General features: G+C 70.0%; 24 protein-coding genes. 15 read left to right on the top strand and 9 right to left on the bottom strand.

The annotated features are described in order from the left end of the window. Positions 1-98 precede the first annotated feature (98 nt). From ABS78_RS11400 to ABS78_RS11385, 4 genes are all read right to left on the bottom strand, one after another. Positions 99-560: a peptidylprolyl isomerase gene (locus ABS78_RS11400; RefSeq protein WP_293378795.1), complete on the bottom strand. Its 462-nt coding sequence runs from the start codon at positions 558-560 to the stop codon at positions 99-101. Continuing rightward, entirely contained in the window at positions 560-1,423 is an 864-nt protein-coding gene (locus tag ABS78_RS11395) for a peptidylprolyl isomerase (RefSeq protein WP_293378792.1), read from the bottom strand. Before ABS78_RS11395 ends, ABS78_RS11400 begins: the two co-directional genes overlap by 1 nt. A gap of 208 nt (positions 1,424-1,631) precedes the next feature. After that, positions 1,632-2,126, bottom strand: coding sequence for a pantetheine-phosphate adenylyltransferase (gene coaD, locus ABS78_RS11390; RefSeq protein WP_293378789.1), 495 nt, complete (start codon positions 2,124-2,126; stop codon positions 1,632-1,634). A gap of 146 nt (positions 2,127-2,272) precedes the next feature. Next, a complete protein-coding gene (locus ABS78_RS11385) occupies positions 2,273-3,016 on the bottom strand; it encodes a PEPxxWA-CTERM sorting domain-containing protein (RefSeq protein WP_293378786.1) in 744 nt (247 codons plus the stop codon). Between the two features lie 170 nt (positions 3,017-3,186). Between ABS78_RS11385 and ABS78_RS11380 the strand changes: the two genes are divergently transcribed. From ABS78_RS11380 to ABS78_RS11355, 6 genes are all read left to right on the top strand, one after another. After that, positions 3,187-4,317, top strand: a complete 1,131-nt coding sequence (locus ABS78_RS11380) for an NAD-dependent epimerase/dehydratase family protein (protein ID WP_293378783.1) — start codon at positions 3,187-3,189, stop codon at positions 4,315-4,317. A 56-nt stretch (positions 4,318-4,373) separates the two neighbouring features. After that, a complete protein-coding gene (locus ABS78_RS11375) occupies positions 4,374-5,408 on the top strand; it encodes a sensor histidine kinase (RefSeq protein ID WP_293378780.1) in 1,035 nt (344 codons plus the stop codon). Between the two features lie 132 nt (positions 5,409-5,540). Then, entirely contained in the window at positions 5,541-5,888 is a 348-nt protein-coding gene (locus tag ABS78_RS11370) for a glycine zipper 2TM domain-containing protein (protein ID WP_293378777.1), read from the top strand. 137 nt (positions 5,889-6,025) lie between these two features. Further along, entirely contained in the window at positions 6,026-6,940 is a 915-nt protein-coding gene (locus ABS78_RS11365; RefSeq protein WP_293378774.1) for a DUF481 domain-containing protein, read from the top strand. A gap of 54 nt (positions 6,941-6,994) precedes the next feature. Then, the gene (locus ABS78_RS11360; RefSeq protein WP_293378771.1) at positions 6,995-7,384 is read left to right on the top strand and encodes a hypothetical protein; all 390 of its coding nucleotides are present in this window, start codon (positions 6,995-6,997) and stop codon (positions 7,382-7,384) included. Between the two features lie 113 nt (positions 7,385-7,497). Then, entirely contained in the window at positions 7,498-7,953 is a 456-nt protein-coding gene (locus tag ABS78_RS11355; protein WP_293378769.1) for an HtaA domain-containing protein, read from the top strand. A gap of 30 nt (positions 7,954-7,983) precedes the next feature. On the opposite strand, the gene ABS78_RS11350 is transcribed toward ABS78_RS11355, so the two are convergent. Continuing rightward, positions 7,984-8,514 carry a PEPxxWA-CTERM sorting domain-containing protein gene (locus ABS78_RS11350; RefSeq protein WP_293378766.1) on the bottom strand — a complete coding sequence of 177 codons (531 nt, stop codon included), beginning with the start codon at positions 8,512-8,514 and terminating at the stop codon, positions 7,984-7,986. A gap of 219 nt (positions 8,515-8,733) precedes the next feature. Here ABS78_RS11350 and ABS78_RS11345 point away from each other — a divergent pair, with 219 nt between their 5' ends. The 5 genes from ABS78_RS11345 (at position 8,734) to ABS78_RS11330 (ending at position 14,483) form a co-directional block, all read left to right on the top strand. Then, complete coding sequence (locus ABS78_RS11345; protein ID WP_293378763.1) at positions 8,734-9,687, top strand: LuxR C-terminal-related transcriptional regulator; 954 nt, start codon at positions 8,734-8,736, stop codon at positions 9,685-9,687. Between the two features lie 290 nt (positions 9,688-9,977). Beyond that, positions 9,978-10,721 (top strand): SDR family oxidoreductase, encoded by a 744-nt coding sequence (locus tag ABS78_RS11340; RefSeq protein ID WP_293378760.1) that lies wholly within the window; start codon positions 9,978-9,980, stop codon positions 10,719-10,721. A gap of 493 nt (positions 10,722-11,214) precedes the next feature. Further along, complete coding sequence (locus ABS78_RS11335; RefSeq protein WP_293378757.1) at positions 11,215-12,732, top strand: transcriptional regulator; 1,518 nt, start codon at positions 11,215-11,217, stop codon at positions 12,730-12,732. Next, positions 12,722-13,537, top strand: coding sequence for an E2 domain-containing protein (locus ABS78_RS23915; protein ID WP_363083097.1), 816 nt, complete (start codon positions 12,722-12,724; stop codon positions 13,535-13,537). Before ABS78_RS11335 ends, ABS78_RS23915 begins: the two co-directional genes overlap by 11 nt. Positions 13,538-13,550: 13 nt before the next feature. Next, complete coding sequence (locus tag ABS78_RS11330) at positions 13,551-14,483, top strand: TIR domain-containing protein (RefSeq protein ID WP_293378754.1); 933 nt, start codon at positions 13,551-13,553, stop codon at positions 14,481-14,483. Between the two features lie 27 nt (positions 14,484-14,510). On the opposite strand, the gene parC is transcribed toward ABS78_RS11330, so the two are convergent. Continuing rightward, positions 14,511-16,811, bottom strand: coding sequence for a DNA topoisomerase IV subunit A (parC, locus tag ABS78_RS11325; RefSeq protein ID WP_293378751.1), 2,301 nt, complete (start codon positions 16,809-16,811; stop codon positions 14,511-14,513). 258 nt (positions 16,812-17,069) lie between these two features. On the opposite strand from parC, the gene ABS78_RS11320 reads away from it, so the two are divergent. Further along, complete coding sequence (locus tag ABS78_RS11320; RefSeq protein ID WP_293378748.1) at positions 17,070-17,894, top strand: hypothetical protein; 825 nt, start codon at positions 17,070-17,072, stop codon at positions 17,892-17,894. On the opposite strand, the gene ABS78_RS11315 is transcribed toward ABS78_RS11320, so the two are convergent. From ABS78_RS11315 to recO, 3 genes are all read right to left on the bottom strand, one after another. Next, positions 17,813-18,271: a hypothetical protein gene (locus tag ABS78_RS11315; protein WP_293378745.1), complete on the bottom strand. Its 459-nt coding sequence runs from the start codon at positions 18,269-18,271 to the stop codon at positions 17,813-17,815. The genes ABS78_RS11320 and ABS78_RS11315 overlap by 82 nt on opposite strands. Before the next feature lie 87 nt (positions 18,272-18,358). Continuing rightward, positions 18,359-18,805: a hypothetical protein gene (locus tag ABS78_RS11310; protein WP_293378742.1), complete on the bottom strand. Its 447-nt coding sequence runs from the start codon at positions 18,803-18,805 to the stop codon at positions 18,359-18,361. Next, the gene (gene recO / locus ABS78_RS11305) at positions 18,786-19,517 is read right to left on the bottom strand and encodes a DNA repair protein RecO (RefSeq protein WP_293378739.1); all 732 of its coding nucleotides are present in this window, start codon (positions 19,515-19,517) and stop codon (positions 18,786-18,788) included. Before recO ends, ABS78_RS11310 begins: the two co-directional genes overlap by 20 nt. On the opposite strand from recO, the gene ABS78_RS11300 reads away from it, so the two are divergent. From ABS78_RS11300 to ABS78_RS11290, 3 genes are all read left to right on the top strand, one after another. After that, the gene (locus ABS78_RS11300) at positions 19,473-19,787 is read left to right on the top strand and encodes a hypothetical protein (RefSeq protein WP_293378736.1); all 315 of its coding nucleotides are present in this window, start codon (positions 19,473-19,475) and stop codon (positions 19,785-19,787) included. The genes recO and ABS78_RS11300 overlap by 45 nt on opposite strands. A 221-nt stretch (positions 19,788-20,008) precedes the next feature. After that, a complete protein-coding gene (locus tag ABS78_RS11295) occupies positions 20,009-20,371 on the top strand; it encodes a hypothetical protein (protein WP_293378733.1) in 363 nt (120 codons plus the stop codon). A gap of 69 nt (positions 20,372-20,440) precedes the next feature. Continuing rightward, on the top strand, positions 20,441-20,608 hold the full coding sequence (locus ABS78_RS11290; RefSeq protein ID WP_293378730.1) for a hypothetical protein: 168 nt from the start codon (positions 20,441-20,443) through the stop codon (positions 20,606-20,608). Positions 20,609-20,708: the final 100 nt, after the last annotated feature.

Raw genomic sequence — 20,708 nt, 5'->3', positions numbered from 1 at the left:
GGATGGCGCGGCGGCCATCATCCGTGTGTCTCCGTGTGCATCCGTGGACTTTGAAATCCGAGGATCGCCGCTTCGCGGCCTTCCGGGAGGACGCGCCCTCAGGCGTCGGCGGCGACCTTCATCGACACGATCTTGCCGGGCGCGCGGGGCGGTTCGCCCTTGGGCAGGGCGTCGATGGCGTCCATGCCCTCGGTCACCTCGCCCCAGACGGTGTACTGGCCGTCGAGGAAGGTGGCGTCGTCGAAGCAGATGAAGAACTGGCTGTTGGCCGAGTTCGGATTCGCCGTCCGCGCCATCGAGCATACGCCGCGCACATGCGGCTCGCGGCTGAATTCGGCCGGCAGGTTCGGCTTGTCCGACCCGCCCATGCCCGAGCCGGTGGGATCGCCGCCCTGGGCCATGAAGCCCGCGATGACGCGGTGGAAGACCACGCCGTCGTAGAAGCCCTCGCGCGCCAGCTCCTTGATCCGCGCCACGTGCTGGGGCGCGAGGTCGGGCCGCAGCTTGATCGTGACGGCCCCGGTCTCGAGCTCCATCAGCAGGGTGTTTTCAGCGTCCATCACTTCACCTCGACAGGAATGTTGATATCGCAGGCTGAGAAATTCGCCCCGCCGGCGGCGCGCGCCCGGGCGATCTCGGCCTTGAACCACGGCCCGGCCGGGTCGATCACCCGCACCTTAGGCCGCTCGGCTTCCGGAATGTCGGACAGGACCCGCACCCGCTCCATGCGATCCTGCGGGTCGGCCACGGGTTCGCCGGTCTTGATGGCGTTGACCGCGGCCTGGCCCGAGATCACCCGGCCCCAGGCGCTGTAGCGACGCTCCAGGCGCGGATAGTGCGCCCGCATGAGGAAGAACTGGCTGTTGGCCGAGTTCTCGGCCTCGCCGCGCGCGGCGCCCGCGACGCCGGGGCAGTAGAGGACATAGCCCGAGACCTTCCCGTCGCGGGTCATGGGGGCCAGCATCATCGACTGGGTGGTCACCGGGACCGACTTGATGAACCCCACCTCCGCCACGCTCTGGTCGGCGGCCAGGACGAACGGGGTCTCGGGTCCGCGCCGGAACTGGAACTCCGCCGCCAGATCGGGCTTGTCCGAGCTGCCCGTCCCGCGGTTCTCGGGATCGCCGGTCTGGGCCATGAAGTCGTCGATCACCCGGAAGAACGTCAGGCCGTCGAAGAACTTCGCCCGGGCCAGTTCGCGCATGCGCGCGGCGTAGAGCGGCGCGGTCTCGGGAACCAGCTCGACGATGATCCGGCCCTTGTTGGTGTCGATCACCAGAAGATCGTCCGGGCTCGGCGTGCGCCAGTCGGCGGCGCCCGGCGCCGGCATGACAGAGGCCTGGGCCGCTGGAGTCTGGGCTTGGGCGGACGCGGCGCTCAGGGCCGCGAACGTCGCGGCGGCCAGGACGGTTCGGATAAGCATGGCGCCTCTCGTAACTGCCCGCCGCCCGAAGCGCCAGAGCGACGTCGGCAGGCTGCCATCCTGAAAGGCCGCGAAGCGGCGCCTCTCGAATTTGAAGAACCACGGAAAACACAGAAGGACACGGAAATTGCAGCTTCGCCTTCCGTGTCCTTCTGTGTTTTCCGTGGTTTCCATGACGGAGCCTCCGCTTGCGCGAAGGCTCGGGACGTCAGGCGCGCCCCACCTTGGCCAGCAGCCGGTCCTTGACCGAGGGGCTGATGAACTTGCCCACCTCGCCGCCCAGCATGGCGATCTCCTTGACCAGCTTCGATGCGATGGCCTGGTGGCGCGGGTCGGCCATGAAGAACACGGTCTCGATCTCGCGGTCGAGCTGCTGGTTCATGGCGGTCATCTGGAACTCGAACTCGAAATCGGCCACGGCCCGCAGGCCGCGCACGATCACGCTGGCGCCCATCTCCCGGGCGAAGTGCATGGTCAGCCCTTCGAAGGGCTGCACCACGATCTCGGCCATGTTGCGGAGCGGCGCGACCGCCTCCTCGACGATGGCCACCCGTTCTTCCAGCGAGAACAGCGGCCCCTTGCCGGCGTTGATCGCGACCCCGATGACCAGCCGGTCCACCAGCTTCGCCGCACGGCCCATGATGTCGGTATGGCCGTTGTGGATAGGATCGAAGGTGCCCGGATACAGGCCGACGCGAGTCATGCGCTAGAGGTCCCCCAACACAACCTTCTCGCCCTTTCGCGTCCGAGGCGGGTTCTGGCAAGGGAAAAAGGGCTCTCCGCGATCCGAACCCGACGTAACGGAAGCCGTCCAGCGCCCGCACAGCGGTGCGGGCGCTGGACAAAGCGTCAGGCCAGCCCGCGCGCAGTCTGACGGCGGTGCGACCGCCGAAGCGCCCCGCCGGCAAAGCCGAAGCCCGAGATCATCAGCGCCCAGGTTCCGGGCTCGGGAATCCCCCCGACCGGCGGCGGCGGCGCCAGCCCGGCGATGCCGATCTGGATGCCGTGCCACAGCTCGCTCCGGTCCGTGAACGAGACCTCGTCGAACGTACCGGTGAACTTGATGATCCCGTGCAGTTCGCCCGATCCGGTGAAGCTGGTGTCCGTCACCGAGGTGAACGACCCGGTTCCCCAGTATCCACGCCCCGAACTCACAATCTCGAACGGCTGGTCGAAGACACCCGAGTTCCCGTTCCAGCTCACCAGCGCCAGGTACACGTTGGAGACCGTCTGGCTGAACGTGATGGTCTTCAGGCCGCCGGTGCTCAGGGCGATGATGTCCGTGCCCGGAGGCGCGTTCTCGACCTCGCCGCCGGTGTAGGGCCGGCTCAGGGCGTTGGGTTCGGTCCAGTAGTTCGTCTCGCCCGGATTCCCGAGGTTGACGAAGTTGTATCCGCCCCCCGAGATGGTGATGTCGATCACTTCGGACCCGACGGTGATCGTCCCCGTCACCACGCCCGTACTGGGGTTGTACGATGTCAGGTCCGCCCACTGGACCACCGTCGCCGAGGCCGACGACGCCGCGCCCAGCGCCAGCGCGCCGAGGCATCCGCCGACCAGCGTCGACACACGGCGACTCGCTTCAAATCTCATCCAAACTTCTCCGAACATTTGATTCACCGTGTCGTTTTCACGGGTGAGACGGGCCATCGGCGCCGCCAAGCGATTTCGCCTGCCGAGCGAGCCCCGCCGATCCTTCAACCGGCGCAACACGGGTCTCGACGGCGATTTCCTCCGCCAGCGGCGCGGACTAGGCTGCGCGGATGGTCCGGACCCTCTCACGCCGCGCGTTCGCCGCCGTCGCCCTCGCGGCGGTCCCCCTTCACGCCCGCGCAGCGCCGCCTCCGCCTCGCCCGATGCGCCTGCTGATCCTCGGCGGCACGGGCTTCATCGGACCGCATCAGGTGCGCTACGCCCTTTCCCGGGGGCACAAGGTCACCGTGTTCAACCGCGGCCGCCGCCCGCAGGACTGGCCGGGCGAGGTCGAGGAACTGACGGGCGACCGCAACGCAGGCGATCTCTCGGCGCTGAAGGGGCGGACGTGGGACGCGTGCATCGACAACCCCACCACCCTGCCGTTCTGGGTCCGCGACGCCGCCGAGGCCCTGGATGGGAACGTCGCGCATTATCTCTTCGTCTCCACCATGTCGGTCTACGCCGACAACGCCACGCCCGGTCAGGACGAGGCGGGTCCGCTTCTGACCTATGACGGCGATCCGCTGGCGGCGCGCGACGCCTCGGCCCCGATGGCCTACGGCCGGCTCAAGGCGGCCAGCGAGGCCGAGGCCCGCCGGCGTTTCGGGGCCGGCAAGGTGGCGATCGTGCGTCCCGGGCTGATCGTCGGCCCTGGCGACGAGACCGACCGCTTCACCTACTGGCCGGCGCGCTTGGCCGACGCGAGACAGGCCTGGGGCCCCAGGGTGCTGGCGCCGGGCGACGGAGCCGATCCGGTCATGCTGATCGACGCCCGCGACCTGGCCGAGTGGACCGTGCGCCTCGCCGAGGCCCGTACGGCGGGGGTGTTCAACGCCGCCGGCCCCGACAGGCCGCTGTCCATGAAGGCCTTTCTGGCGGGCGTCGCCGAGGGCGTGGGCGCGCGGCCCGACCTGGCCTGGGCGCCCGCCGGCTGGCTGGCCGAGCGGAAGGTCGCCTACTGGAGCGACATGCCCGTCTGGCTACCGGGCGAAGGGCCCACGGCCGGCTTCCACCGGCGCGACATCCGCGCCACCCTGGCCGCGGGCCTCACGTTCCGGCCGCTGCCGGTCACGGCGAAGGACACCCTGGCGTGGTTCCGGGCCTTGCCGGCCGAGCGCCAGGGCCGGCTCAAGGCCGGGCTGACGCCGGACAGGGAGGCCCGGCTCCTGGCCGAACTGAGCGCCCCAACGCAGGGTTGAGACCTGCCGCGGAGCGCGCCATTGTCGCACCCGTTCCGCTTCCCATTCCGAGGCATGTGGCCCAGGTGACCGACTTCCTCGTCCGGCGCATCACCGGCCAGCCGAGACATCCGCTGGCGCGCGTCGGCGTGGGCGTGGGCCTGGCCGGCCTCGTCATCGCCGCGCGCCTGGCCCTGGTGCCCTCGATGGGCCAGGGCATGCCCTTCGTCGCCTTCATTCCCGCCGTGCTCCTGGCCACCTTGCTGGGCGGAGGCCTCTCGGGCGTGACCGCGGCCCTGATCCTGGCGTTTGCGAGCCCGTTCGTCCTGCTGCCCGACGATCAGCAGGCCGGGGCGCTGCGCCGCCTGCTGCTGGGCGAGGCGCTGTTCCTGGGCAGTTCGGGCTTCGTGATCTGGATCGTGGCCACGCTACGCGCGACGGTGGCGCGCGAGGTGGCGGCGCGCGAGACGGAAAGGCTGCTGCGGCTGGAACTGCATCATCGGGTGAAGAACACCCTGGCCGTGGTCCAGGCCCTGGCCGACCAGTCCTTCCGCGAGGGCGGCGACCCGGACGCCGATCGGCAGGCGTTCAGCGCCCGCCTCTCGGCCCTGGCGGGCGTCCACGACGTCCTGGTCGACCGCGCATGGCGCAGCGTGACGCTGGAGTCGTTGGCCGAGCGGGCGCTGGCCCCCTTTCGCCCGCCGCGGCCGGACGCCCTCGTCCTGTCCGGCCCGCCCGTCTTCATCCCGCCCGTCTCCATCCCGCCCGAGGCGGCGGTGGCGCTGGCGCTCTGCCTGCACGAACTGGCCACCAACGCCGCCAAGCACGGCGCGCTCTCGTCCGACCACGGTCAGGTGCGGCTGAGCTGGCGGGTCGACGACAAGGCCATCGACGGCAAGCCCATCGACCGTAAGGCCGGCGCGCGGCGGTTGTCCCTGGAGTGGCGCGAGACCGGCGGCCCCGCCCCGGCTTCTGAACCTGGCCGACGGCGCGGCTTCGGCGCCCGCCTCCTCGCGCGGGCGCTGGCGGCGCAGCCGGGCGCGCAGGCCGCCCTCGAATTCCTGCCCGACGGCGCGCGCTGGACGGCGGCCTTCGACCTGGATGGCGCCTAGGTCGGAACCGCGCCGGGGACGCCTTTCGAGGAACCCGGGCCCGGGGTTGGCCGTTGCCATGGCCACGCCGCGCGCCGACGGGCTCCCCCCGACTCCGGAGGCCCCGGCCGCATCGAGACGAGGAGACACGCCATGCGCAAGCTGGTCCTGGCGGCCACCATCGCCGCCTTCGCCATCCCCGCCCTGCCCGTCGCGGCCGATCCGCCGCACGGCAAGCATCATCACCGCTACGACCGCCAAGGCCGCTATGTCGAGCCGGTGGCCGTCAGCCGCGACCGCGTCTGGCGCGGGCGCGACGGCCGCTACTACTGCAAGCGCGACAACGGCACGACCGGCCTGGTCATCGGCGCCGCCGTCGGCGCGCTGGTCGGCCGCGAGATCGACGGCGGCGACAACCGCACCGCCGGGACGATCCTGGGCGCCGTGGGCGGCGGCCTGCTGGGCCGCGAGATCGACCGGGGCCCGATGAAGTGCCGATAGGCCGCATCCGCGGGTAAGCTGCCGGCGCCGACTCGCACGTCCCACGGATCGAACGCGCCCGGGCCGCCCGCCGGTGGCCCAACGGTCGCCCCGTTCTGTGGCGATGCGGATCGGCCCGACAGCGAATCGAGGCCCGCATGCGTATCCGCCCCCTTCTCGCCGCCAGCCTGGCCCTGGGCGTCGCCCTCCCCATCGGAGTCGCCGCAAGGGCTGACGCCCCGCCGCCGCCGCTCCCGCCGGAGGTGGCGCGCATGCTGGACGCCGCGGCGGCCAGCGGCCAGCTCGGCCCGGTGGCCGACGTGGCGCGCCGCGCCTATCCCGGCTCGGCGGGCGAGATCGACGCGCGGGTGGCCGACCTGCGCGCCCGCGCCGAAGCCGAGCGCATCGAGCGGCTGGCGTCGCATCGCCTCTACCAGGGCTGGACCGGCGAGGGCCAGGCGGGCGGCTTCGTGAGTTCGGGCAACACCGAGGACGTGGGCGTCACCGCCGGCCTGTCGTTCGCCAAGGAGACGCCGCGCTGGCGCCACGACGTCAAGCTGGCCAGCGAGTACCAGCGCTCGCGCGGGGCCGTCTCCAAGGAGCGCTACGCCGCGGGCTACGCCGGGCAATGGAAGCTGAACGGCCGCGCCTTCGTGGCCCTGGCGCTTTCGGGCGAGCGCGACCGGTTCGCCGGCTACAAGAGCCGCTTCAGCGAAAGCGTCGGCGTCGGCTACCGGCTGGTCGACCGGCCCGACCTGAGGCTCGACGTCCAGGCCGGGCCGGCGTTGCGCCAGGTCAGCTACTACAACGCCCCCGACGAGGTGGCCTTCGCGGGGCGTTTCGGCAGCGACCTCTCCTGGACCCTGCGGCCCGAGCTGGTGCTGACCCAGAACACCACGGCCTTCCTGGATTCGGTGAGCTCCACCCTCACCTCCACCACCGCGCTCACCACCAAGCTGCGCAACGACCTGTCGGCGCGCACGGCCTTCGACCTGCGGATGGAGAGCGACCCGCCCGCCGGCCGCAAGGGGACGGACACCACCCTGCGCACCAGCCTCGTCTACAGCTTCTGACAGCCGGCCGGCGCGGTGTAGGCTCCCGCGACTCTTCCTTGGCCGGGACCTCCGATGAACGATCCGATCGACGACGATGACGGCGGCGGCTTCGACGTCGACGACTGGAGCCGGCTGGCCGCCTTCTCGGGCCGTGTCGCGGCGCTGGAGGACGTCGAGGCCCGCCGCGCCATATTCGCCCTGGGCGACACGGTCGACCCCAGGCCCATCGACATGCCGCTGCCCCAGCCGGTGATCTGGTGGGCCGACGACGGCGAACAGGCGGCTGTTGCCGTCCAGGCCGAAGCCCACACGTCCGAAGGCGGCGAGGTGATGGAGGTTCTGGGCCTGATCCTGGCCGACGGCGAGGGCGTCGTGGCCCTGCTGGACGACGTGGATCTGGTGGACGACACCGATCCCACCTGGCGGGATCTGGTCGCCGCCGCCGTGGGCGACTCCGGCTGATCGTCGCCGCCACGGGTTGGCGCAACGGGGCTGCGCAAAGGGGGCGTCTCCCGTCTGGAGGGCGGACGCCGGGCGCGCTATGGGTGGACGTAAATTCCGCGCGCGAGACGAGAATGGCGATCGACAGGCTGATCTGGGGCGTGAAGCAGAGCTTCCGGGCCTATGTGGAAGGGTCGGGCGGAACGATCGCCACCACCGACGGCGCCGGCCGGGCCGACGACGGGACGTTCGTCTTCCAGGCAGCCGACGACAGCGATCTGGCCATCGGCGCCGATGGCGTCCTGTCGGGGGTCGGGCGCTTCCGCGGCCAGGTGGCGTTCAAGGCCCACGGCGGGATGCTGTCGGTGACGCTGACCGATCCCTGGATCGAGGCGACGGCCGACGGGGTGGTCCTCAGCGTCGCCGAGACCGCCACCCGCCGCACCGCCATCGCGAAGCTGGACGCCGCCGCCCTCGCCGGAGACGAGAGGGCCGAACTCCCCGCGGTCATCACCCTCGACGGCATGATGATCGTGGGCGACCACTACCCGCCCGGCACGCCGCTGGACCCCGTCCGTCTGGAGGGCTGAGCCTACCCCGCTGCCGGCCCCGCGGGCCGGTCAGACGGCCTCGACCGCCCGGCGACGGCGCAACGCCGATCCGGCCAGGCCGAAGCCGCCGATCATCAGCGCCCAGGTCGCCGGCTCGGGAATCGCCCCGGGGTTCGTCCCCGGGTCGGGCTGCCCGCTGACCGTCAGCGTAGCCCGGACGATGACCTCTCCGGCTTCGGTGAGAACGTCCTCATAGGCCCCGGGCGTCGAGAACGCCCCGGTGGGGAAGTAGAAGAACGCCTTGATGCTCAAGCCGCTGGGATACACGTGCCTGAACGAGAGCGTGTCCGAGGCGGAGCTCGCAACCTCGGACGGATAGAACTGGGCTTCGCAGGTCACGCCAAAGGCGACACAGCTCGCATTGCCCGGCAGATCCACGAACAGCGGTCCCGTCACATAGCCGGGGCTGACGTAGTCGAACGCGAAGATCCCGCTCTCGAAGGCGTAGATGACCGCCGCCTGGGCGGGCGCCGCGACCAGGGCCGCCCCGGCCGCGAGCGAGGCCGCCGCCACGGCGGAGGCAAGGACCTTGGATTTCATGACTCACCCCACGCCTGGACCTGCCGGCGACACGGGCCGGTTCGAAAAAAGGTTAAGGCGGGAGGCGGGCGCGCAGAATAGGACGAACATACCATCCGCCCGCGTTTGAGGACTGTTCGACGGCCGCGCTTCGGCTTTAGGTAGCCCCAGTCATGGACCGCGTGAGCGTACCTCCCCCCCGGCCGCGCCGAAGCCGTCCTCGTCGAACTGTACGGCGGGGTGTTCGGCCAGCCGTTCGAGGCGTTCCGCACCGCCGCCCTGTCGCTGCTGCGGCGCGCCATACCGTTCGACGCCGGGGTCTGGGGCTCGGGAATCCATTCCACCAACCACCTGCACACGGTCAGCCTGCTGGACTTTCCGGTGTCGGAGACGATCGTCTACGCCGAGCGCTGGCAGGCGCACGACATCGCCCGCGCCGCCATGGTCGCCCAGCCGGGCCGCGCGATGCGCAACGAGGACGTGATGGCGCCCGACGCCTATCGCCAGACGGCCCTCTACCGCGAATACTCGCGGCCCGCCGGCATCGAGCACGCCCTGGGCATCGTCGAGCGAGACGCGCTGACCGACCTGGGCGAACTGATCACCCTGTTCCGCAGCGACATCGACCGGCCGTTCAGCGAGGACGACCGGGCGACGCTCGAGGCCCTGTCGCCCCACCTGATGACCGCCTGGCGCCAGGCCCAGATCGCCCACCACTATCGCGCCCTGGCCGGCGGCGGCGACGCGGGCTTCTTCGAGCCCGAGAGTTACGCCCTGGCCGACGCCCAGGGCCTGCTGCACGCCGCCGGCGCCGAGTTCCACCGGGCGCTGACCGAGGTGGCGTCCGGCTGGAGCGGCCCCGTCCTCCCCCGTGTGCTGGCGCCGCTGCTCGCGGAGTCGAACGGATCGCTGACCCTGGGCCGCTGGGACTTCACCGCCAGACCCCTCACCGCCAGACCCCAAGGCGCCATGCGCCTGCTGGCGGCGGCCTCGGGCGCCGGGGCGCTGGGCCTGACGCCGGCCGAGACGCGCGTGGCCCGGCTCTACGCCGCCGGCCTCACCCAGGGCGAGATCGCGCGGCGGGCGGGGGTCAGTCCCTCGACCGTCCGCAACCAGCTCGCCTCGGTCTACCTCAAGCTCGACGTCCACTCGAAGGTCGGGCTGATCCAGGCGCTGGCGCGGCCGGCCGGCTAGCCCAGGGGACGCGTCCCGCCGGGCGGCGGCGGCTGTCCGGACGGGGACCGCCCGAAGGCGGCGGCGACATCGGCCATGCGCGGAAATGGCCGACGCCGACGCCCTGCTGAGCAGGGTCCCCCTCCCCGAAGGGACCCCAGGGCTAGCACCGGGGCCGGCTCGGCTGAATAGGACGAACATACTACCTCGTCGCGGGCCGCCTTACGTATCGGCCCCGGCCCAGGCGCGATCCTCTCGCCCGCCGCATCTGTTAGGCTCCGCGAAAACGGGACGGGACGGGGGCGACGGGCATGACCATTCTGATCACCGGCGGGACCAAGGGCATCGGCCTGGCCATCGCCGAACACCTGGCGGCCCAGGGCCAGCACGACGGCGAGCCGCTGGTCCTGGGCTGGCATGCCGACGCAGAGGCCGCCGAGGCCGCCGTCGCCCGGCTGGGGCCGCGGGCCCGCGCCGTGCGCGCCGACGTGGGCCGGCCCGACGACTGCGCCCGCCTGGTGCGCGAGGCGGGCGAACTGGGCGGTCCGCTCCACATCGTCCACAGCGCCGCGGCGATCTATCCGACCGCCCTGCTCGACGCCGACCTGGGCGCCTTCGAGGCCGCGATCCGCACCAACGGCCTGTCGCTGCTCTATCTGGTCCAGGCCGCCCGGCCCTGGCTGACGCGGGGCTCCGGCGTCGTCTTCATCACCAGCGCCGGCGCGCGCCAGGCCCTGCCCAACTACGCCGCCCTGGGCTGCGGCAAGGCCCTGGCCGAGAGCCTGATCCGCTACCTCGTCCCCGAACTCGCCCCCCTCGGCGTCCGCATCAACGCCGTCGCCCCGGGCCTGGTCGCCACCACCTCGGTCGCCAGGATGGCCGGCAGCGACGCCGCCGCCGAACGCGCCCTGGACCGCGGCGCCCGAGCCAACCCCTCCGGCCGCCTCACCGAAGGCGCCGACTACGCCGCCGTGGTGGACTTCCTGCTGGGGGATGGGGGGCGGTTCGTGCAGGGGCAGGTCATCCACGCGAACGGCGGGGCGTGGGTGGGGTGAGAAAGGGCAACACGCTTGCGAACATATCGCGAACTCGATAGCCTTGGAAGTATGACGAAGATAGCTGGCGGGACTCAGCATATCGCGCTGCGTGCGACCTGGACCACTATATGTTGACAAGGTAGTGGCCATGCGACTACGAATCGGCATAGCCTGAGGGCGGGTTAATTTTTCGTTGGCTCGAATCGCAAATCAGCCGATACCGGGTTCCCCGGGGCTGGGGCCGCGACAGTTGACCTGTTCCGAACAGCCAAATCGCAAGGTCTTTCAGCCTCGCGTCGACCAAGCTCTAGCGTGGCCGTAGTGAGCGTCGCAGCGAAGTTCGCTGCGGAAGGGACGACCGCTTCGATACTTCCCGGTGCCGAGCGGCCGCCCCCCGTATTCACCGACTCGCCCGAGCCGGTGGGGTGATCCTTACTGTGCGCGAGTATCCCGCACAACAAGTTGCAACGAACACCTCACCGCCGGGCAATTTCCAACCTGGAGTTGCCCCATGACGCATACTTGGAACAGCGACCGAGCCGCGAAACATATCGACGCGAAGCTCAAGGACGTCGAAAAGGTCGAAGTCGCCGACTACAAACGCGACCTCTCACTCGAGAATATTCCTACAAATAAGGCGTACCGCGTGAACGCCGCGCATGTGTATGTCGACATTCTCAATCTCGACGACATGCTTGCAGTAACGCAGAAGGAGGGAGAGACTTGCCACAAGCGCACCCTCCGCTTCCTAAATCAGCACTATCGCGCCGTCGCTCGAACATTTTCAAGGGCCGGCGCAAAGCGTGTCGATTTTCATAACCAGCGCCTACACGGCATAGTCACCAAGCCATACGGGGAAGCGTCAGAAGCAGATCGCGTTCACCGGGCCGTTGCCATCGCCAAACTTGTTATCGACGTCCTCGCGGAGACGGGCGACGACGATGAGCAAATTCCCAACGCCAAGGTTCGCGTCGGCATCGATTCCGGCGAAGCGCTCGCGGTGAACAATGGGCGAAGCGGATATCGGGAACCCCTTTTCCTCGGCGATCCCGCTAACCTCGCCGCAAAGCTGGCGGCAGGCCAGCGCGGTGGGATTTTCCTGACTAACAACGCCCGCAAAGCTATCGGCCTTGATGAGGTGAACATCCCGAGAGACGTCGCCCTAACGGCGGACGAGATCGCTACATCGGAGGAGGCCGCCGACCTCCCCGTCACAAAGTCCGAGATCACGAAGGAGTGGCGCGACGATCTCGCGAAGAACCCAATCGGATCGTTCGCCTTCTCGGCGCACACGCCGCCATTCCGCGACCTCGATGTCAGCGCGCTGACGCCAGGCAATTCACGGCGTCAAGATGCGCTGTCGCTGTACGGCGACCTTGATGGCTTCACAGCCTTCGTCCGCCGCAACATCGAGGACAATGCAGAGGACGTTGTCAGGGTGCTGCACGTCATCCGAGCAGAGCTTGATCGCGTTGCTACGTCGGAGTTCGCCGGCTTGAAGTTCCGCTTTGTTGGAGACTGCATTCACGCCGTCCTATGCGAAGGCACCGCCTTCACCACGTACGATCAAGCGACTGTAAGCAGCGGCACGCTTTGCGCAGGGGCGATGCGGAGCAGCTTCGCGTTGGCCGTCGAGAAGCTGTCCGACAAGGACATCGATACGGAAGGTCTCGGTCTGCAGATCGGCTTCGAGTACGGGCCCCTAGCGATCACGCGGCTCGGCCTGCACGGGGACCGCGTCCGCTGTGCTGTGAGCCGCGGTGTGCGCGCTTCTGAGGTCGAACAACTGCGATGCGGCGCCAACGACACTGCCATTGGAGCGGTTGCCTACGACGCCGCCACCGACGCGGTACGCGATCTGTTTGGGGACGAGCGGATCGTGGCGGATCTTGATTACGACGCAGCGGTGGAGACGTTGGCGGACGCGGGCGATCAGACGGCGAAAGCCGCCCGCAAGGCGGCGTTCACGCCTACTGCGCCCGCCGTGGCGAGGGCCGCTGAGTCTGCGGTAAAGCCTTATGCCAAATGAACCAAGCGCGGCCGCACTCTTAGCAGCGACCGCAGAGGCACATGACGCGTCGATCTTGGGCCGCACGAACGACCACTTGTTGGCCGTCGTGCGGCTTCAAAGGCCCAGCGGCAAGGTCATTGCGTACGAGTTGACCATCGACGCCAGCACTCGGGAGCCGAGCGTTCGCGAGCAGACACCAAGACACCTTCCAACGTTCTGTCCAAACCGCCACATCAACGCTGGCGGGGCCTTCTGCATGGACTTCCCCGATGTAGATGCCTTGCGAGTCGAAGACGCCAGCAGCGCGGCCGAGTGGTGGGCACGTCTTTGGAAATTCCTTTCGCTGCAAGTCACCGCTGCCACGCTTCGACGGTGGCCCAACAAGCATCAGTGGGCTCATGGGTCTGCGGCCCACCATCAGCATCGTTCAGAGTTATGTGCTCGCGCACTCGGGCCGGAAATCGCTGGAGCTCTTGCTGTCGACCGCCTTCAAGCAGTCAGGTGCGCCTCTCGACCGAACTTCGTCACGCTGCTTTGTGGCGGGAAGCGCGTTTACTCCGTTTGGCGCAAACCAGTTCGGGTCACCACGCTACGCCAAGCCTGCCCTTGCGGCTCCGGGCTGACATTGCGGCGATGTAGCGATCATGCGCTTCGCGCGGCGGAACTTGTCGATCAACTGCAGGCTTGGCAGCGCGCTGAAGACGCTTTCTGGAAGGCGGCTGCAGGGCGTCGCTGCTGCGGGACGCTCGATCAATGCCCCCTCATGAGCGCAACGACGCCGGCAAACTCGGCTTCGCTAGTTCCCACGACCCATGCGGCCTGATGAGGAGGCAGAAGTGACGCTCAAGAGTCGTTTTGAGGATCACCGCGACTTAGTCGACGCGCTCAGGCATCAAAAGTTGGTGCTGGGCGACCCGGCCGTCGCGTTGGCGTTCGCTGAACAGGGCGAACTCCTGGAGTTTTCCCCCGGTCGAAACATCATCGTTCAAGGCGAGTCGGATCGGGACGTCTTCTTTCTGCTCGCAGGACGCGCGGACCTGATCATCAATGGCGTGCGTCTCCCGTATCCAAGGGTCGCTGGCGGCACGGTGGGCGAGATGTCCGCTGTGAACGCGACCGTCAGACGCTCGGCAACCTTAGAGGCCAGCGAGCCTGTAGTCGCGTGGAAGGTCGGATATCAGAGATTTTCGGAAGTCGCAACGAAGCACCCAGAGGTTTGGAAATACTTGGCAACAGACCTCGCAGGGAGAGTTGATCAACGAAATAGTCTCATCAACCGCAGCAACATGAAGTCACGAATATTCGTGATATGCTCCGCTGAATCTCTAAAAATTGCGAAGGCAATTCGCGTCGGTCTTGAGTTCGCAGCTAATGTTGACATCTGGAGTGATGAGGAAATCTTCCCTCCAAGCGGTTATCCAATCGAGGCACTCGAAGCCAGCGTTGCGCATTCAGATTTTGGTATCGCCCTAGCTGAACCCGACGACATCATCCTATCGCGAGATCGGCTCTCAACCACGCCTCGAGACAACGTCGTATTCGAGCTGGGATTCTTCATGGCGAGGCTTGGACGAAACCGCACGTTGCTTCTGACCCCGCGCCGAGAGGAAGTGAAACTCCCGTCTGACTTCAAAGGCCTCACACCTATCTCATACGATATTGGCTCCAACGATGTGCCACTATCCACCGCCCTTGGCCCGACAATTGATAGAATTGCTGCCGTGGTTGAGAAGATGGGGGTTCGCGCATCGCTCATCGAAGCGCAATAGCGTCACTCTCGCTGTGTTCGTTCGCCCCTACCTCGGCCTGAACCGCTTGCTCTGCGGGAACCCCTTCGGCGCCAGCTTCCCCGCCCCGGCCCTCCGCCCCAGCCACTCCCGCCACTCCGGCCAGGTCCGGGTGCGGCCCGAGGCGTCCACGGTGGTCATGCCGTCCACGGCGTTGAAGGCGGCGGCGTCCTTGAGGCCGCCTTCGCGGTAGCTCTGGAGCTTCACGCCCTTGCCCCGGGGCATCTCGGGCAGTTCGTCCACGGGGAAGACCAGCAGCTTGCCGTTGTCGCCCATCACCGCCAGGTGGTCGGCGTGCGCGCTGCCCGGCGGGTTGAGGGGCAGGCAGACGGCGGCGCCCTCGCCCTTCTTCGCCGGGTCGCCGGCGTTCAGCACCTGCTTGCCCGCGCGGCGGAAGGCGATGGCCTCCTCCTCCGGCAGGATGAAGCCGTAGCCCTGCTTGCTGGCCAGCACGCGCTTCATGCCCGGCTTGTGGGGGAAGACGTCGATCAGCCCCACCTTGTCGTCCAGGTCGATCATCAGGCGCAGCGGCTCGCCGTGGCCGCGGGCGCCCGGCAGCTTGTCGCAGCCCAGGGTGAAGAAGCGGCCGTCGCTGGCGAAGATCAGCAGCTTGTCGGTCGTCTCGGCCGGGACCAGGAACTGGAGCTTGTCGCCCTCCTTGAACTTCAGCTCCGAGGGGTCGTCCACCCGGCCCTTGGCGGCGCGGATCCAGCCGCGCTCGGACAGGATGATGGTGATCGGCTCGCGCACGATCATCGCCTCGATGGCCGCGTCGGCGTCGATGGCCGGGGCCTCGGCGAAGGTGGAGCGGCGCACGTTCAGGTCGGCGAGCTGGGCCTTCACGTTCTTGAGGCCGGTCGCCACCAGCTTCCACTGCGCCTTGTCGCTGGCCAGCATGGCGACGATGCCGTCGCGCTCCTCGGCCAGCTCGGCGTGCTCGCGCCGGATCTCCATCTCCTCCAGCCGGGCGAGCTGGCGCAGGCGGGTGTTGAGGATGGCGTCCGCCTGGATCTCGGTCAGCGCGAACGTCTCGATCAGCTTGTCCTTCGGCTTGTCCTCGTACCGGACGATGCGGATCACCTCGTCCAGGTTGAGGTAGGCGATCATCAGCCCGTCGAGGATGTGCAGCCGGGCCTCGATCTTCTCCAGCCGGTGGCGGGCGCGGCGCACCAGCACCTCGCGCCGGTGGTCGAGGAAGGCGAGCAGCGCCTGTTTCAGGCCCATGACCCCCGGCGTGCCGCGCGCGTCCAGCACGTTGAGGTTCACCGAGAAGCGCGTCTCCAGCGCCGAGAGCCGGAACAGGCTCTCCATCAGCACCTCGGGCTCGACGTTGCGGCTCTTGGGCTCCAGGACGATGCGCACGTCCTCGGCGCTCTCGTCGCGCACGTCGCCCAGCAACGGGGCCTTCTTGCCGTCGATCAGCTCGGCCAGCCCCTCGATCAGCTCGGCCTTCTTCACCTGATACGGAATCTCGGTGACGACGATCTGATAGGTCCCCTTGCCCAGGTCCTCCTTCGTCCAGCGCGCCCGCACGCGCACGCCGCCGCGGCCGGTCTCGTAGGTGTTGATCAGGCTGCCGCGCGGCTCGACGATCACGCCGCCGGTGGGGAAGTCCGGCCCCTGGACGTGGGCCATCAGCGCCTCGGTCGAGGCATCGGGCCGGTCCAGCAGCAGCAGGCAGGCGTCGATCAGCTCGCCGGCGTTGTGCGGCGGGATCGAGGTGGCCATGCCCACCGCGATCCCGGTCGAGCCGTTGGCCAGCAGGTTGGGGAAGCCGGCCGGCAGCACCACCGGCTCGTCGTCCGAGCCGTCGTAGGTGGGCTTGAAGTCGACCGCGTTCTCCTCGATCCCGTCGAGAAGCAGCGTGGCGGCCACCGTCAGCTTGGCCTCGGTGTAGCGCATGGCCGCGGCGTTATCGCCATCGATGTTGCCGAAGTTGCCCTGGCCGTCCACCTGCGGATACCGCTGGGCGAACTGCTGGGCCATGCGGACCAGGGTGTCGTAGATCGACTGGTCGCCGTGCGGGTGATAGCCGCCCATCACCTCGCCCACCACCTTGGCGCACTTGCGGGCCGCCGCGTCGGGGTTCAGCCGCATCTCGCGCATGGCGTACAGCACCCGGCGCTGCACCGGCTTCAGCCCGTCGCGCACGTCGGGCAGCGCCCGGTCGGTGATCACGCTCAGCGCATAGGCCAGGTAGCGCCGGCTCAGCGCCTCGGCGATCGGCTCGTCGATGATGCGGTCGCCGCCCCCGCCACTTCCGGGCGGGACGGAGTCGTTGTCTTCGGGCGGCGGAACGTCGAGAGGCATGGCCCTCTACTAGCGCACCGCGGGATTCGGCGCGACGCGCGACGCCACGCCGCAGGGTCTCCGATGCATCCGCCGCCGGAAAACCCGCGTGCCTTAAAGGCCGATTAAGCCTGGACAGGCCAGTTTCGGGGCGAACCCGCACGTCCAGCCCGCACGTCCAGAAGGACCAGGCCCATCCTTCCCACCCCGCCCAGACTCCGCAAACGCCGCAAGCCCGACAGCGGAAGCGCCCGCGGCCGCGGCCTGGCGTTCGCGCTGGTGGCGGCGCCGAAGGTGAACGTCGGCGCCTGGTTCGCCCTGGCCGTGGCGGCGCCGATGGCGCTGCTGGCCGTGGGCGCGGCGACCACCCGGGCGGGCGCCTCTCAGGCGGCCGGCTTCTGGGCGGCGCTGCTGCTGGCGCCGGCCATCGTGCTGGCGCTGCGCTCGCTGGAGAGCCGGCGCTTCGACCTCACGCCCGCCCAGCAGCGCGACCAGGATCTGGCCCGCGCCTTCTGCCTCACCACGGGCCAGGCCTGCGGCCTGCTGTTCGTGGTGGCCGCGGGCGCGCCCTTCACCGGCGAGTCGGTCGCGGTGGGGCTGGCGATGGCCGCCGGCCCGCTGGCCGTGGCGGTGGCGAACGACCTGTGGCGGCGGGTGCTCAAGCCCCTGGACGAGCGGCTGGCGCCGCCGGCGGCGGTGGCCGTCGGCCGCGACTGGAAGCGCGAATGGGCCGAGATCGAACGGCGCCGCCAACCCGACATCGCACCCGAGATCGCCCCGGACATCCTGCCCGAGACCACGACCCGGATCACGCCGCTCCCCGCGCCGCGACCGCGTCCGCTGATCCCCGTCACCCCCCTCGCCGCGGCGCCCGTGATGCGCGCCCTGCCCCAGCATCTCCAGAGCTTCCGCGCGACCGCCGCCGCCGGCCGCCCCCGGCCGCCGGTGACCCTGCATGTCCAGCCGGCCCCGTTCGACGAGGCCTGGATGAACGGCGAGGATCCGCCCGCGCCCGAAGGGATTCAGTACGGCAGCGGCTGGATGTCGGGCTCGACCCACGCCCGCCGCGCCGCCGGGCTGAACAGCAGCTCCCGGCTCCAGTAGGCCAGCAGCCAGTCGCTGCGCCCGCACGGTCCGGCGAGCAGCGCGTTCAGGCAATCCGCAAGCGACACATCCGGCTCCGCCTCCGTGCGCGCCGCAAGACACGCCCGCGCCGCCCGCAGCGAGGCCAGCGTAATGGTCTCGTGATAGCCCCCGGCGTCGGTGTTCGGCGTCCCCGTCGCGGCGTTGTAGGCGCGGATCAGGCCGGGCATGCGGCCGTACGCGTCGTCGTGGCGCAACAGCCAGAGGGCGGCGGCGAAATGGGCCGCGTGGGTCCAGTCCGCCTTGGGCAGGGTGCGGTCGATCAGGCCGCGCGCGACGGCCTCGATCATCCCGTCGGTCGGTCGGTCTGGGCTCACGGGTTCGGGGTTGCGGCGCACGTCACGGCCCGCGTCTACGCCCGGATGCGTACAGGGTCAAAAGGCCGCACGCGCCCCTCGGCGAACGCCTGGCGTCGCAACCGCGCGTTAAACGCCGCCGGCAAGCGTGACCGTCATGTACCGCACGCCCCGACGCCTGAACGTGAAGGCCTGGTTCGCCCTGGCGGCGGCCGGCCCGACCGCGCTCGGCGCCGTGGCCGCGGCGGCCACAGGCGCGGGCCTGGCGCGCGACGCCGGCCTCTGGGCCGCGGTCCTGCTGGCGCCGCCGCTGGCCCTGGCGCTGCGCTCGCTGGAACGGCGGCCCGACGAGCCCGAGCCCCGGCCCTGGTCGCCCGAGCACGCCCTGCGCGCCGCGCTGGCGCTCAGCACCGCGGCGGCCACCGCGATCCTGCTGGCGGTGCTGGCGGGCGCGCCCCTGGACGGCCCGGCCATCGCCTGCGGCCTGGCGGCGGCGGCCACCCCGCTGGCGCTGGCGATCCCGGCGGCGCTGACGGCCTGGGCGGTCCCCGGTCTCCTAAAGACGGCCGGCGTCACGGAGCCGCTCGATCATCCAGACTCGCGCCGGTGGCAGCGGACGGTTCAGCGGGCCGAAGATGAACGCCTGGAGGAAATGGCCCGTCAGGCCGAGGCCCGCCGCCAGATCACCCGGCTGGAGCCGGGCCTGGGACGCGAGCAGGAAGCCGGGCAGCGGCAGCATCCGGTCCTTGTAAGGCTCGCCCGCGCCGCGGCTGACGGCCCGGCCGGTCCTGGGACTGACGTAGATCAGGTCGTCGACCGCGCCGGTGGCCGCGCAGCGCGTGAGGTCCAGCCCGAACCCCAGGTCGGCCAGCAGCCCCGCCTCGAACCGCACGAACACCGCCGGCCAGATCTCGGGGTGGGCGAACGCCTCGCTCAGCGCCTCGAAGGCCAGGAAGGCGCCGGGATGCGGCTCGCGCTCGGGCAAGGCGCCCGCCACGACGGCCGCCGCGGCGGCGACGCCGGCCAGGGCCAGGGGATCGTCGAACAGCGCCGCCGGCCCCGCGCCCGCCGCCTCGAGGCTGGCCGAGCCGAGTTGCTCGGCGACGCGGGCGCGGTAGCGCGCCAGCACCCGGGCGCCGGGCTGGAGCAGCGGGCGGATGCGCCGGGAACCGCCGCCGGCGACATGGGCGGCCCAGCGGCCGTGCCCGGCCGTCAGCAGATCGACGATGGCGCCGTTCTCGCCGTGCGCACGGGCGGACAGCACGAAGGCGTCGTCGGTGAATTCCATCCCATCAAGCTGTGGGCGCCCGCCGAGGAAATCCAGCCCCCCGGCGCACGCCGGTCCATCCGCCTGTGGGTTCCCGACGATGCGGTCGATCCCCTCGATCCGGAAGCGGACACCGCGATCGCCCCCCCAGTGACCGCCCTGATGACCGCCCTGGCGACCGCACGCATGGACGAGGCCCTGGCCGAACTGCGCACCCTCCTGCACCGCTATCGTGGAGACGTGGTCTCCCCGATCCAGGCCCCGCCCCCGCCCCACGCCGCTGCGGCGTGATCCACACCCCGGCCCCTCCACCCGTCATCCCCCACCCCTTCGTCATCGCCGGGCTTGTCCCGGCGAGCCAGAAGCACGGGTGGTGGACGGGTGCGCCCCGCGCCTCGCCGCACCGCGCCGCCCGGCCAGGACGAGCGGAAAAGGGAGCGGAAGCAGAAAATCGCCGTGACGCCGCTGCCCTACGTCCGCTTCTGACGTAGCGGGGTGGTTGAATGTCCCTCATGTCCGAGGGACCCGACATCGACACGCTGGCTCTGGCCACGCTCGACCGGCTGGCCGCGCTGGACCTCTCCGCCGCGGAGAAGGCCCACGGCGCGCTGATGGCCGCAGAGGCCAAGGACATCCCCGAATTCTCCCGCGCCTATCGCGGCCTCGCCCGCTCCCTGCGCCAGACCCTGGCCCTGAAGGACCGCCTGAGACGCCAGCGCGCCGAACGGGCCGAGTCCCGTCCCGACCCCGACCGTCTGGCCCGCGCCGGCCGCTTCGACATCCTGGCCGAGGCCGTCCGCGAAGCCGCCGAAGACGCCGGCTGCGATCCCGCCGAGCGCGAAGACCTGGCCGAACGCTTCCACGCCGAGGCCTGAGACTGGACCGAACGACCCGACTTCCTCACCAAGGACCTGGACACCCTCATCCACCGCGCCCGCACCCTCATGGACCTCGGCGACGAGGACGAGGGCGACGATCCCGCGGACGACGACATCATCGAAGGCGAAGCCCGAGAGGTCTTCCGCCCCGAACCCGATCCCCCGTCCGACCGCGGGGCCTGGCCCCTGGACGACCAGGGCCGCCCCCGCACCCCCTGGGCCAACTCCAGCTGACCGCGCCGGCGCGCCACCACCCCAATTCGGTCCACGGAAACCACGGAAGACACGGAAGGCGCCCGGTACCCCAAGGCCGCGAAGCGGCGCCCCTGCATGC

The organism is Phenylobacterium sp. SCN 70-31, assembly GCF_001724605.1.
Classification (GTDB): domain Bacteria; phylum Pseudomonadota; class Alphaproteobacteria; order Caulobacterales; family Caulobacteraceae; genus Phenylobacterium.
Note: the sequence above shows the minus strand (reverse complement) of the source record. Positions and strands in the feature narration are given on the sequence as shown.

Coding starts and splice junctions, on each gene's coding strand:
- ABS78_RS11400 (WP_293378795.1), bottom strand. CDS start 560: ATGGACGCTGAAAACACCCTGCTGATGGAGCTCGAGACCGGGGCCGTC.
- ABS78_RS11335 (WP_293378757.1), top strand. CDS start 11,215: ATGACGCATACTTGGAACAGCGACCGAGCCGCGAAACATATCGACGCG.
- ABS78_RS11365 (WP_293378774.1), top strand. CDS start 6,026: ATGCGTATCCGCCCCCTTCTCGCCGCCAGCCTGGCCCTGGGCGTCGCC.
- ABS78_RS23915 (WP_363083097.1), top strand. CDS start 12,722: ATGCCAAATGAACCAAGCGCGGCCGCACTCTTAGCAGCGACCGCAGAG.
- ABS78_RS11360 (WP_293378771.1), top strand. CDS start 6,995: ATGAACGATCCGATCGACGACGATGACGGCGGCGGCTTCGACGTCGAC.
- recO (WP_293378739.1), bottom strand. CDS start 19,517: ATGGAATTCACCGACGACGCCTTCGTGCTGTCCGCCCGTGCGCACGGC.
- ABS78_RS11295 (WP_293378733.1), top strand. CDS start 20,009: ATGTCCGAGGGACCCGACATCGACACGCTGGCTCTGGCCACGCTCGAC.
- ABS78_RS11350 (WP_293378766.1), bottom strand. CDS start 8,514: ATGAAATCCAAGGTCCTTGCCTCCGCCGTGGCGGCGGCCTCGCTCGCG.
- parC (WP_293378751.1), bottom strand. CDS start 16,811: ATGCCTCTCGACGTTCCGCCGCCCGAAGACAACGACTCCGTCCCGCCC.
- ABS78_RS11385 (WP_293378786.1), bottom strand. CDS start 3,016: ATGAGATTTGAAGCGAGTCGCCGTGTGTCGACGCTGGTCGGCGGATGC.
- ABS78_RS11395 (WP_293378792.1), bottom strand. CDS start 1,423: ATGCTTATCCGAACCGTCCTGGCCGCCGCGACGTTCGCGGCCCTGAGC.
- ABS78_RS11370 (WP_293378777.1), top strand. CDS start 5,541: ATGCGCAAGCTGGTCCTGGCGGCCACCATCGCCGCCTTCGCCATCCCC.
- ABS78_RS11290 (WP_293378730.1), top strand. CDS start 20,441: ATGGACCTCGGCGACGAGGACGAGGGCGACGATCCCGCGGACGACGAC.
- ABS78_RS11340 (WP_293378760.1), top strand. CDS start 9,978: ATGACCATTCTGATCACCGGCGGGACCAAGGGCATCGGCCTGGCCATC.
- coaD (WP_293378789.1), bottom strand. CDS start 2,126: ATGACTCGCGTCGGCCTGTATCCGGGCACCTTCGATCCTATCCACAAC.
- ABS78_RS11380 (WP_293378783.1), top strand. CDS start 3,187: ATGGTCCGGACCCTCTCACGCCGCGCGTTCGCCGCCGTCGCCCTCGCG.
- ABS78_RS11355 (WP_293378769.1), top strand. CDS start 7,498: ATGGCGATCGACAGGCTGATCTGGGGCGTGAAGCAGAGCTTCCGGGCC.